This is a genomic window from Mycobacterium sp. E3198, from assembly GCF_001667015.1.
In the GTDB taxonomy this organism is placed as follows: domain Bacteria; phylum Actinomycetota; class Actinomycetes; order Mycobacteriales; family Mycobacteriaceae; genus Mycobacterium.
Genome location: NZ_LZIS01000051.1, coordinates 30,130 through 43,539, shown reverse-complemented (window position 1 = coordinate 43,539; position 13,410 = coordinate 30,130). Strand labels below are relative to the sequence as shown.

3 protein-coding genes are annotated in these 13,410 nt (G+C 69.4%); 1 reads left to right on the top strand and 2 read right to left on the bottom strand.

Features of this window, described 5'->3' with window-relative positions:
* Positions 1–22 precede the first annotated feature (22 nt).
* On the bottom strand, positions 23–1,444 hold the full coding sequence (locus tag A5673_RS06085; protein ID WP_068228518.1) for a condensation domain-containing protein: 1,422 nt from the start codon (positions 1,442–1,444) through the stop codon (positions 23–25).
* Between the two features lie 434 nt (positions 1,445–1,878).
* Here A5673_RS06085 and A5673_RS06080 point away from each other — a divergent pair, with 434 nt between their 5' ends.
* Positions 1,879–13,029: a type I polyketide synthase gene (locus tag A5673_RS06080; RefSeq protein WP_068228516.1), complete on the top strand. Its 11,151-nt coding sequence runs from the start codon at positions 1,879–1,881 to the stop codon at positions 13,027–13,029.
* On the opposite strand, the gene A5673_RS06075 is transcribed toward A5673_RS06080, so the two are convergent.
* On the bottom strand, positions 12,985–13,407 hold the full coding sequence (locus A5673_RS06075; protein WP_068228514.1) for a PPOX class F420-dependent oxidoreductase: 423 nt from the start codon (positions 13,405–13,407) through the stop codon (positions 12,985–12,987). The two genes, A5673_RS06080 and A5673_RS06075, sit on opposite strands and share 45 nt — an antisense overlap.
* Positions 13,408–13,410 lie beyond the last annotated feature (3 nt).

The following is a 13,410-nucleotide window of genomic DNA, read 5'->3' as shown; positions in this document are numbered from 1 at the left end:
CGAGCCACCGGATTACCCCGCGCTACGCAACGCGTCCCCAATGCCCGCTGGCGGCGACCCGCGCGCACACGGACTTCATCGCTTCCATATAGCGGGTCACTGATTTCTGGGCGATCGGGTTGTCCGGATACATGATCGCCATTGCGGTGCCCTCGCCGTACCGGAATACGTAAATGGTCAGCTGATACGAATAGCGGCCGTCGGAGTAGATCCCGAGATTGTTCGCATAACCGAGGTCGGCCGCCGCCAGCACGGCGTTGAGGGGAGCCGCGCCGCCGTGCAGGAAGTTGGACACCGGAAAGTTCGGCTCCGGCCAGTTCAGCCACGGCGCCAATTCCAGTACCCGGTAATACGGCACCTTCGCCAGGTGCAGACCGGAATCGAACGACGACTGCGCCGCCCATGCGGCCTCGCCGAAGGAGGCCGCGGCGATCGGCACGGTGATCGGGACGAGGCCGGTGAACCAGCCCTGCGTCATGAAGTTGTCGGAAGTCCTGCGGGTGTCCCGGGGAGTCAGGCCGTAGTAGGTCAGAGCGCCCGTAAACTCGTGCTCGACCAGCGCGAAGCAGGCGAACAAGCCGCCGACGAAGCGTGCACCGACAGCTCCGCAGGCGGCTTCGAAGCGCTCCGTCTGCGCCGGATCCATCAGGAATTCGGAGATCAGGTTGCTGTCGCTCGGCTCCGACGGGTCACCCAGCGGGAGGGGGAATTCGGGAAAGCCGCCGTTGTTGTTTTCCGCGAAGTCAATCCACGCGCGCACCCCGGGCGAATCCACCGTCAGCGACGACGTGTACTGGCGCTCGCGGGCGCAGAAATCGTTGAAGCTGCCGGCATCGGGGAGTGCGAGCGGATCGCCGCCCCCGCTCAGCGCCGCGTACATTCCGTTGGCCTCGAGCATCGTCGTGCCGATCAGCGTGGCGTCCCCGTGCACGTGATCCATGGCGGCGAAGAAGGTGAAATGGTTTTCGCCTTGGACGATCCCGAAGGTGAAGCAGCCCCATTCCAATGGGTTCGGTATGGCCACGACGTGAGCGCGTATTTCGTCGACGTCCATCGGGCCGTGATCGATCGCCGTGAATTCAATATCGGCGGGATCCGTCAGGGTGTGCCTGACGAACTCCCCGTTGCCGGTGTGTTCGAACCAGCTGCGGAATGTGTCATGCCGGCGCAGGTAGGCGTTGACGGCGTGATCCATGGCGGAGATATCGCATTGGCCGGGCACTTCACAGGTGGCGATGATCTGCCGGGAGAAGTCCAGCCCCGCGCCCGTCCGCTCGACGTAATTACGAAGATGCTGGCCCTGCATGTAGCTGACCGGCACGGAACTGACGGGCGCCTGCCGGACCTTCTCGGCGGCCGTGGTCGTCGGGTGCCAGGAAATGACTGATCCTGGAATCGGCTCCCACTCGCCCAGCGAGCCGATCGTGATCTTCCCGATTCGCAATATTTTCTCCCCGGTTGGCGCGGCTGGTTCGGCCGCTGCTAGCGACACCCAAGATAACCCTCTCGGCGGGCACCGTCGGCGGTATGAGCCGACGCGTCCCCAACGCGAAGGCGGGCCGGCACGGTAGTGACGACCGCCCCGGCGTGGGACACGAGCCGGTCGGCACGCCCCGACCATACTTGCGCGATGCGCCGCCGGAACAAGCCACAGTTGGCATACTTGCGGTCGGAGGTGATTCGGCTGCGGCAACCGGTTCGGCATGTGTACATTCGCCACGACGGTCGCTGGAGCCAGTACGCCGGGGGGACTTCCGCCAGGTCTGTTCCTGGGTGCGTGCAGTGAGCGGCCGAGCGCGTGGTTCGGAGCAACCACGGCCACGGCGCCGCAAGGGCGCGGGCATCGAATCTTCCGATGGACACAGGGAGGAAAACCGCATGACATCCGCCGAAGAGCCGGTGCGGGGGGCATCGGGTTCTGCGGGCTTCGCGATCGTCGGTTACGCGGCCCGCTTTCCGGGCGCGGCGGACGCGGACGAGTTCTGGCAGGTGCTGCGGGACGGCAGGGACGCGATATCGGAGGTGCCCGAGGATCGGTGGGACGCCGACGAATTCTTCGACCCGGATCCGGACACGCCCGGGAAGGTGGTGACCCGCCGCGCGGGTTTCGTCGATGACGTGACGGGGTTCGACGCGCCGTTTTTCGGCATGTCCACGCGCGAGGTCCGGCTGATGGACCCGCAGCACCGGCTCCTGCTGGAGACGGCGTGGCGCGCGGTCGAGCATTCGGGTACCGCGCCAACGGCTTTGGCGAACACCAATACCGGCGTGTTCATCGGCCTGGCCACCCATGACTACCTGGGCATGGCGTCGGGCGAACTGACTTTCCCCGAGATCGAGGCCTACATGGCCATCGGGACGTCGAACGCGGCCGCCGCGGGCCGGATCAGCTACCGATTGGGGCTGCAGGGACCATCGGTCGCCGTCGACACGGCGTGCAGCTCGTCGTTGGTGGCGATCCACCAGGCCTGCCAGGCGCTGCGACTGGGGGAATGTGACCTCGCGCTGGCCGGCGGCGCGAACGTCATGCTCACCCCGGCGACCACGATCACCTTCTCCCACGCCCACATGCTGGCGCCCGACGGCCGGTGCAAGACGTTCGATGCGGCTGCGGACGGCTACGTGCGCGGCGAGGGTTGCGGCGTCATCGTCGTGAAGCGGCTCGAGGACGCGCTCCGCGACGGTGACCGCATTCGGGCCGTGATCCGGGGCAGCGCGATCAACCAGGACGGGGCATCGGGCGGTTTGACGGTGCCGAACGGTGTTGCTCAGCAACGGGTTATCGCCGAGGCACTGAAGCGCGCCGGCGTCTCGCCCAGCGAGGTCGGATACCTCGAGGCGCACGGGACGGGGACGTCGCTGGGCGATCCGATCGAAGCGCAGGCCGCTGGCGCGGTGCTGGGTGAGGGTCGCGAGCCGGGCCGGCCCCTGTTGATCGGGTCGGCAAAGACGAATATCGGGCACCTGGAAGCCGCCGCCGGGATCGCGGGCGTGATCAAGGTCATCCTGTCGCTCGAGCACGAGTTGTTGCCGCCGCACCTGCACTTCCGCAATCCGTCGCCGCACATTCCCTGGGACCGGCTTGCGCTGCAGGTCGTGCAGGAGGCCACGCCGTGGGAGCGCAACGGCCGGCGACGTATCGCGGGTGTCAGCTCGTTCGGGTTCGCCGGGACCAACGCGCACGTCATTCTCGAGGAAGCTCCCGATGTGGTTGGTCGGATCGACCCGCCGACGGTCGAGGCGCCCGGGGACCGGCGGTTTTGCCTCCTGCCGCTGTCGGCGCGCACGCCCGCCGCGCTGGTGCAGGTCGCCGAGCAATACCGCAGCTGGTTGAGCGCCCACCCGGAGGCCACGCTGGCCGATGTGTGCTTCACCGCCGGGGTGGGGCGGGCGCACTTCGAGCACCGCGCCGCACTGGTGGTCAACTCGAAGGAATCCGCCGGCGAGTTGCTCGGCGCGCTCGCGGACGACCGCCCGGCGCCCGGTCTGGTGCGCGGCACATCCGATGACACGCCGAAGACGGCGTGGCTGTTCACCGGTCAGGGTAGCCAGTACGCGGGCATGGCCCGCGAGCTGTTCGAGACCGAGCCGGTGTTCGCCGAGACACTGACCCGATGCGCGGCGGTGGTCGCCGATGTGCTCGAAAAGCCGCTGCTCGACGTAATTTTCGACTCGGACGGGCCGGACGGCGAGGAGACGCTGCGGCAGACGTCCTACGCCCAGCCCGCCCTGTTCGCGGTGGAAATGGGCCTGGCCCGGCTGTGGCAGTCATGGGGCTTCGAACCCGGCGTGGTGCTGGGCCACAGCGTCGGCCAGTACGCGGCGGCCTGCGTCGCGGGCGTGCTCAGCCTCGAGGACGGCATGCTGCTGATGGCCGAGCGTGGCCGCCTGTTCGGCAGCCTGCCCGACGGCGGCCGGATGGTCGCGGTCTTCGCCGCCGCCGAGCGCGTCGAGAGCCTGACCGACGAGTTCCCGAGCCTGTCGGTGGCCGCCTACAACGGCGCCAACACCGTCCTGTCCGGACCCGCGCAGGATCTGGAGCAGGCGGTGGCCGGGTTGACGGCCGACGGTGTCCGGTGTGACTGGCTGGACACCAGCCACGCGTTCCACTCGGCGCTGCTGGATCCGATTCTCGACGACTTCGAGGCGTACGCGAACCGGTTCGAGTTCGGCTCGCCACAACGGATGTTGGTGTGCAACCGCACCGGCGCCGCGCTCGGCAGGAGCGTGAAACTCGACGGCGCCTACTGGCGTCGCCACGCGCGCCAACCCGTGGAGTTCGCCAAGAGCGTGCGCACCCTGGCCGAGCTGGGTTGCAAGGTGTTGCTGGAGATCGGACCGCAACCGGTGCTCACCGCCGCGGCGCTGCGGGCGTGGCCCGACACGGTCGCCGCGCCGCGGGCGATCGCGTCGTTGCGCCGAAACACCGCCGACCGCCGCCAGATCACCGAAGCCCTCGCCGACGCGTACGTCCTGGGCCACCTGCCCGACTTCGCCGTCGTCTCCGGACCGGCGCGCAAGCTCGACCTGCCGACCTACCCGTTCCAGCACCGCGAGTACTGGTATCGGGACAATCGGGAACGCCCAAACCAACAACAGCACACCGCCGTGGGCAGCCATGCCGTCCAGCTGCTCGAGGACGGCCGGATCGAGGAACTCGCCACGCTGGTCGATGGCGAGAGCGCCGACGAGCAGACCCTGCGGGTGCTGACAAAGCTTGCCGCGCAACACAACCGGCAGCGCAGGACGCAGTCGATCGCGGACGCGCGCTACGAGATCCGCTGGGAGAAGTCCACTGGGCGCGGCGGGGCTTCGGAGGCGCCGGACGCGGGGACCACCTGGCTGCTCATCGGCGACGACGCCGATGCGATCGCACCGCTGATCGACGCGCTGACCGCGCACAGCCACCAGCACCGGATCCTCGGGCTGCCGGTATCCGACGCGGACGAGCAACGGCTCGAGGCCACGTTGCGCGAAGCGGCGGAAGACGAAGCGGTGCTGCGCATCTTGCACGTCGCGGCCCTCGAATCCGACACCGCACCGTCGATGCGGTCACTGCTGCGCATGCAACACCGAATTCTGGGCGGAACGCGCCGATTGTTCCGCGCGGCCGTCGCCGCCGAGCGGCGCATACCCATCTGGGTGGTGACCCGCGGCGCGCAACGCGTCACCGACGCGGACGGCGTGTCACCGGATCAGGCCTGCCTCTGGGGATTTGGCCGCGCCGCCTCGCTGGAGCACCCGCAGGTGTGGGGCGGCCTGGCGGACCTGCCGGGAGGCCGGGACAACGATGTCGCCGAATGGTCGCAGTTGATCGACCAGGTGGTGACGGCGCCGCTTGGCTTCACCGCCCGCGAAGACCAACTGGCCGTGCGCGATGGCGCGATCTATGCGCCGCGGCTGGTCCGACGGACCGAACAGCCGGTCGCCACGCCGCCGGCGCTGCGCGATGACGCAACGTATCTGGTGACCGGTGGGCTGGGTTCGATCGGCCTGGAAATGGCCGGGTACCTCGCCGCGCACGGCGCCCGGCAGCTGGTGCTGACCGGGCGGCGCGCGCCTAGTGACGCCGCGCAGGGGCGCATCGCCGCCATCCGCGAACAACACGGCTGCGAGGTCCGGGTGGTCGCGGCCGATGTCGGCGACATGCATGAGGTCGAGCGCCTGTTGGCCACCGTGCACGCGGAGCTGCCGCCGCTCGCGGGCATCGTCCATGCCGCGGGGGAGATCGGAACCACCCCGTTGCGCGACCTGGACGACGCGGAGGTCGATCGCGTTTTCGCCGGGAAGGTCTGGGGCGCTTGGCATCTGAGCGAGGCCGCGGCTGATTTGCGGCTGGACTTCTTCCTGAGCACCTCCTCGATCGCCTCCGTATGGGGCGGATACGGTCAGACCGCCTACGCCGCGGCCAACGCCTTCCTCGACGGGCTGGCGTGGTGGTTGCGCGAGCGGAGGGTGCCCGGCATCAGCGTCAACTTCGGTCCCTGGTCGGCGGGCATGGCCGACGCACAGGCCCGCGCCCGCCTCGATCAGCGCGGGGTCCGGACGCTGTCTGCGGCCGATGCGCTGGCGGGCATGGCCGACATCATGGCGGCTGCTGCGACCCAAGGGGTGGTGGCCCGGATCGGCTGGGACCGGTTCCTGCCGCTGTACCAGCAAGCCGGACGGCGAGCGTTCCTGGCGGAGTTGGAGCGCGAGATCCCCGAATCGGCGCCCGCGGCCCCGTTGTTCGGGCCGTCCGGGAAGACCCAACTGGTCGAGCAGCTCACCAACGCCCCGGTGCAGCAGCGCAAGAAACTCCTCACGGACCACCTGCGGGCCGCGGTGGCGGAGGTGACACGCGTCGACGTCGCGGAGATCCGCGAGGACGCCGGATTCTTCGATCTGGGCATGGATTCGCTGATGGCCGTCGAATTGCGGCGCCGCATCGAGCAAGCGGTGGGCAAGGAGGTGCCGGCCACCCTTGCGATGGATCACCCACGGCTCTCGGACGTGGTGGATTACCTGCTCGGCGACGTGCTCGGCCTCGGCGAGGCATCGGCGCAGTCGGGGCGCCAGCTTGCCTCCGCGGTGACGACGCGCACCGACGAACCGATCGCGATCGTCGCGGTGGCGTGCCACTTTCCGGGCGCGACCAATCCCGAAGCCTTCTGGGAGTTATTGTCCGGCGGGGTGGATGCGATCTCGGAGGTCCCCGAGGATCGATTCGACATCGACGAGTTCTACGACCCGGATCCGGAGGCGCCGGGCAAGATCTACAGCCGCTTCGGCGGATTCCTGGACGAGGTCGACGGATTCGATCCCGAATTCTTCGGCATTTCCCCGCGCGAGGCGATCTGGATCGACCCGCAGCAGCGGCTGATGCTGGAAACCGCATGGGAGGGCTTGGAAAGGGCCGGGTACGCGCCGTCGGCGCTGCGCGGCAGCCGCACCGGCATCTTCGTGGGGGTGGGCGCCAACGAGTATTCGCATCTGCTGTCCGCGAATTCGGTCGACAAGCTCGAGCCCCAGTTCATCACCGGCAACGCGCTCAACGCGATCTCGGGTCGGGTCGCCTTCGCGCTGGGGCTGGAAGGCCCGGCGGTCGCGGTCGACACGGCGTGCAGCTCGTCGCTGGTGGCCGTCCACCAGGCGTGCCAGGCATTGCACTCCGGGGACTGCGATCTGGCGCTGGCCGGCGGCGTGAACGTCCTGCTGAGTCCGGTGACCATCATCGCCGCCTCGCGCGCCCGGATGCTGTCCCCCGTCGGGCGATGCAAGACCTTCGACGCCTCCGCCGACGGCTATGTGCGCAGCGAGGGCTGCGGGATCCTGGTGCTCAAGCGGCTCAGCGACGCGGTACGCGACGGCGACCGGGTTTGCGCCGTCATCCCGAGCACCGCGGTCAACCAGGACGGCGCGTCGAGCGGGTTGACCGTGCCCAATGGCGGTGCGCAGCAACGGCTTATCGGCACCGCCCTGGCCCGCGCCGGTCTGGTCGGCGGGGACGTCGACTACCTCGAGGCGCACGGGACGGGCACCCCCCTGGGCGATCCGATCGAGGTGCAGGCTGCCGCGGCCGTCTACGGCACCGCCCGCGACGCGGACCGGCCGTTGCTGATGGGATCGGTGAAGACCAACATCGGCCACCTCGAGTCGGCATCGGGGGTCGCCGGCCTGATCAAGGTCGTGTTGTCGCTGCAGCACGAAATGTTGCCGCAGAGCCTGCATTTCGAGAAGCCGTCACCGCACATCCCGTGGGATTCGCTGCCGGTGCGCGTGGTGGACAAGGCGACGCCGTGGCAGGCCAACGGGAAACCCCGCCGCGCGGGCATCAGTTCGTTCGGGTTCACCGGCACGAACGCGCACGTGCTGATCGCGGAGGCGCCGGCGCAACCGGCGACCCCCGACGAGTACTCGACGGGCGACGTCTTCTCCGACGTCGCCGCGGCGTCGGAGTCGGAGGCGCAAGAGGAACCGGTAGCCCTGCTGCCGCTGTCCGCGCGGTCACCGGAGGCGTTGGTGGCGTTGGCGCACCGCCACGAGGAATGGCTGAACGCCCACCCGAAGGTGGACATCGCCGACGTGTGCTGGACGGCCGGGGTGGGTCGTTCCCACTTCGAACACCGGGCCGCACTGGTCGTGGATTCGGTTCAGGGCGCCCGGGAGCTGCTCGCCGAGTTGGCCGAGAACCGGCTGCGACCGGGGGTGGTGCGCGGCGAGTGCACGGACCGGCCGACGACGGCGTGGTTGTTCACCGGACAGGGCAGCCAGTACCCGGCGATGGCGCGCGAGTTGTTCGACGCCGAGCCGGTTTTCGCGGAGACCGTGACGCGTTGCGCCCAAGCGGTGGATCCGATGCTGCCGCGTCCGTTGCTGGAGGTGCTGTTCGCGACCGACCGGGAAACCGCCGAAGCGGTGCGGCACACGTCCGTTGCGCAGCCCGCGTTGTTCGCCGTCGAAATGGGGCTGGCCCGCCTGTGGCAGTCCTGGGGCGTCGAGCCGGACGTGGTGCTGGGGCACAGCGTGGGCCAGTACGCGGCGGCGTGCGTGGCCGGGGTGTTCAGCCTCGAGGACGGGGCTCGCTTGATCGCCGAACGCGGCCGGCTGTTCGGCAGCCTGCCCGACGGTGGGCGAATGGTGGCGGTGTTCGCCGACGCCAAGTACGTCGAGGAGATCGCGGGCGAGTTCCCCCGCGTGTCGGTCGCCGCCTACAACGGCCCCAACACAGTGTTGTCGGGACCGGGGGAGGACCTGGAACAGATCGTCGCGAGGGGCGGCAACGACGGGATCCGGTGCACCTGGCTGGAGACCAGCCACGCCTTCCACTCGGAGTTGTTGGAGCCCGTGCTCGGTGAATTCGAGTCGTACGCAGCGCAATTCGAGTTCGCGGTGCCGACGCTGCCGCTGGTCTGCAACCGCACCGGCGCCGTGCTGACCGCGGATACCCCGCTCGACGCGCAGTATTGGCGGCGGCATTCCCGCCAGCCGGTGCAGTTCGCCGAAAGCGTGCGCACCGTGGCGGCGCTGGGCTGCTCGGTGTTGATGGAGATCGGTCCGCAGCCGGTTCTGACCGGGGCCGCGGTGCAGGTCTGGCCGGAACATCTGGCTGCGCCGCGGGCGATCGTGTCCCTGCGCAAGGGCGTCGCCGACCGCCGCCAGATCGCCGAAGCGCTGGCCGGGGCGTACGTCAGCGGCCATCGACCGAAGTTCGCTGCGCTGCATCGGCAACCGCGCCGCAAGCTCGAACTGCCCACCTATCCGTTCCAGCGGCGCAGCTTCTGGCCCAAGACGTCCGGCGGCGTCCCCGGCATCGACGGCCAAGGCGCCTCCGTGTCCGGAATTCTCGGTAGTGCAAAAGATCTCGCCTCGGGCGACTGCGTTTACACCAGTCGGCTGTCGGTCAAGTCGCAGCCGTGGCTTTCCGATCACGTCATCTACGGCACCGTCGTCGTCCCGGGGGCGACGTACGCCGCCATGGCACTGGCCGCCGTCGGGCCGCCGGGGCGGGTGCAAGACGTCTTCTTCTACGAGCCGATCATCCTGCCGGAGAAGGCCTCTCGCGAGGTGCAACTGACGCTGCATCCGCTGGAGGACGGCGACGGCTGGAGCTTCCGGGTGCACAGCCGCCCCTACGGCGCCCGCGACGCCGAATGGTCGCTGAACGCCGACGGCACCGTCGTGACCGGCGTCGGGGCCGAGCCGGCGCGCGATCCGGTGGGCGCCACGGATCCCGTCGACGCGGCCATCGAGCGGATGAACCGGATGCGTCCGCAGGAGCTCTTCGACACCTTCGCCGACATGGAGCTGGCGTGGGGGCCCAACTGGTCCGGTTCGTTGAAGTCGCTGTGGCTCGGCGAGGGCGAGGCGATCGGCGATATCACCGTCGGCGACGAACTCGCCGAACATCTCGGCACCGAGCCGATGCATCCCGTACTGCTCGACCTGTGCACCGGCGTCGCCTTCCCGGCGTTCCCGGCGCTGCTCGCGGCCGAACAGGGCGTGAGCGATCTGTTCTTGCCGCTGCGGTACGGCGCCGTGGAGCTGCGCGAGAAGATGCCGCGGCGGTTCTACTGCCGCGCGAAGTGGCACACCAGCGGCCTGGACAGCGAAACCCAGGTGTTCGATCTCGACTTCCTCGACCGGGATGGCCGACGGCTGGGCGGGATTCGCGAGTTCACGGTCAAGCGCGCCCCCCGGGAGGCGCTGCTGCGCGGGCTTGGCGGCGACGCCACCCGGCTGCTCTACGCCCTCGGCTGGCACGAGGTGCCGCCGCCGGCACCGAGCGGTGAGGTCGACGGCGCGACAACCGCGCTCGGCACCTGGCTGGTCGCGGGCTTCGGGGAGTTGGCCGCCCACGTGCCGGGCTGCATCCCCTTCGACCGGGGCCCGGAATCGGAGTCCCTGGGGCAGCTGCTGGCGCAGGCGCAGGAGCGCGGCATGCCCTTCTCGGGCGTCGTGTGGCGCGCCGCCGGACCGAGCGCGGACGAGTCGAGCGCCGAATCCGTCGCGCGGCTTCAGACCGAAATCGCCGATCTGCTCAGCGCCGTGCACACCCTGCAGGCCGATGGGGCGCCCAAACTTCCGGGCGGGCTGTGGATCATCACCGAACGGGCCGTGGCGACCGAATCGGGCGAGGCCGTCGATCCGGTGCAGGCGGCGTTGTGGGGGCTCGGCCGCACCATCGTCAACGAGGAACCGGCGCTGCGCTGCAGGATGATCGATTGCGACGGATCGGAGCAGGCCGTGCGCTCGCTGGCCGGCCTGCTCGGCGAACCTTTTGACGAACCGGAACTGGCTGTGCGCCAAGGGAAATTCCTGGCATCACGGTTGTTGCAATGGTCGCGCAGCGGCCACCTCGCGATACCGCGGTCAACCGATTACGTGCTGGCGCCCACCGAACGCGGCGCGATCGACAACCTGCGCCTGACCGAGGCGGAGGTGTCGCCACCGGACGACGGCTATGTGCAGGTGCGCGTGGAGGCCGCCGGCCTGAACTTCCGCGATGTGCTCAACGTGCTGGGCCTCTATCCCGGCGATCCGGGTCCCATCGGTGGCGACTTCGCGGGCGTCGTCACCCAAGTGGGGGGCGGCGTCGCCGGACTCGAGGTCGGCCAGCGCGTCTACGGCTTCATGCAGGGCGCGTTTTCCAGCCGGTTCAACGTGCCGGCCCAGTTGCTGGCGCCGATTCCCGCCCGCGTGAGCGCCGTGGACGCGGCGACCATTCCCGCCGCGGCGCTCACGGCCCGGCTCGCCTTCGACTGGGCGCAGCTGAAGCCCGGCGACCGGGTGCTCATCCACGCCGCCAGTGGTGGCGTCGGATTGGCCGCCATCCAGATGGCCCAGCAGCACGGCGCGACCGTCTTCGCCACCGCCAGCACCTACAAGCGCGCGACGCTGCGCAGGCTGGGTGTGGAACACGTGTATGACTCGCGCACAACGGATTTCGCCGATCAGATCCTCGCCGACACCGACGGCGCCGGCGTCGACGTGGTGCTCAACAGCCTGACCAACGAGGGCTTTGTCGAAGCGACCGTGCGGGCCACCGCCCAGAACGGGCGTTTCGCCGAGATCGCGAAGCGAGACATCTGGACTCCCGAGCAGATGGCGGCGGCCCGTCCCGATATCGCCTACGAGATCGTCGCGCTCGACACGGTCACCTTCCAGGAGCCCGAACGCATCCGCGGCTTGCTGGGCGAGGTGTCGGCCGGGTTGGCCGACGGCGAGTGGGCGCCGCTGCCCGCCGAGATCTACCCGCTGACCGAGGCGAGGACGGCGTTTCGCCGGATGCAGCAAGCGCGGCACATCGGGAAGATCGTGCTGCAGATGCCGAATCCGCTGCAGCCGCGCGGCGATCGCAGCTATCTGATCACCGGTGGGCTCGGCGCGATCGGCCTGCACACGGCGTCGTATCTGGCCCAGCTCGGCGCCGGGGACATCGTGTTGACCAGCCGGCGCGCGCCCGATGCCGACGCGCAACGCGCCATCGAGGACATCGCCGAGCGCTACCGGTGCCGCATCCACACCTTCGCCGCCGATGCCGGCGAGGAATCCGAAGTGGAGCAGTTGCTGGAGCGGATCCGGGCGGAGTTGCCACCGCTCGCCGGCGTGGTGCACCTGGCAGGTGTGCTCGACGACGCGCTGCTGTCGCAGCAGGACCTGGAGCGCTTCCGAACGACGTTGGCGCCCAAGGCGTTCGGAGCCTGCTACCTGGACCGGTTGACGAAGGGCGACGAGCTGGACTTCTTCATCGTGTCGTCCTCGGTGTCCAGCCTGCTCGGTTCGCCGGGGCAGGCCAACTACTCGGCGGCCAACGCGCTGCTCGACGGGCTGGTCGCCCGGCGACAGGCGCAGGGCTTGCCGGCGACCGGCATCAACTTCGGTCCCTGGGCCAAGGGCGGCATGGCGTCCTCAGAGGCCGCGCGCGCCAATATCGGTGCGCAGGGCCTCATTCCGCTGGAGCCCTCGGCCGCGCTGGGCGCCCTCGCCGAGGCGGTCGCCAACGGAACCGCGCAGGCAACGGTCATCAAGGCCAACTGGCAGCGTGCCGCCAAGGTGCTCGGCAGTTCTCGCCCCCCGATCCTCGATCTGGTGCTGCCCAGCGCCGCCACGGAGGCGGCCGGTGACAGCGAGCTGCTCCGGCAACTGCAGGAGATACCGGTGGCGCAGCGCGCCGTTTTCATCACCGAATTCCTACAGCGCGAGGTGCAGGGCTTCCTGCGGCTCGCCCAACCACCGGCCGCAACCAGCCGGTTTTTGGACCTCGGTACGGATTCGCTGATGGCGGTCGAACTCCGCAACCGGCTGCACAGCCAGTTCGGTGGTGCGTTCACCATCAACGCGACCGCGGTGTTCGACTACCCGACCATCGGAGGCCTCGCCGAGTACCTCGCCGGTCAGCTGCCGGAGGCCGACTCCGAGGCGGGTGCGGTGGAATCGGTTGCCGCGCCGGAGGACCCGAGTCCGCAATCGGTGGCGGGGCCAGAGCCCGATGAATCCGGCGGGTCAGTCGCTGATGTCGAACCCGGCGATGACCTTGGTCGGGCGTAGCCGCACCACCAGTTCGCCGGGAACGGCGTTGCGGCGGCCGAACTCGTCGGCGCGGTCGGCGCCCATGTAGCGGGCCCCGGTCCGCGTCGCGATGTCCAGCACGTCCCGCGGTTCCTCGCTCACCGATGCCACACCCTGCACCTGGACGAACGAGTACGGCGGGTGCGGATCGTCGACGCAGATCACCACCCGCCGATCACGCGCCAGGGCACGGCCTTTCGAGGTTTCCCGCCCGGTGTTGAACGCCAGTTCGCCGTCGTCGACCACGAACCACACCGGCGCGACCAGGGGCCGGCCGTCGGCGGCGACGTAACCCAGCATTCCGGTGCGGGTGCCGGTCGAGAGGAACCTGATGACCTTGTCGGACAGCTCGGCCATCGG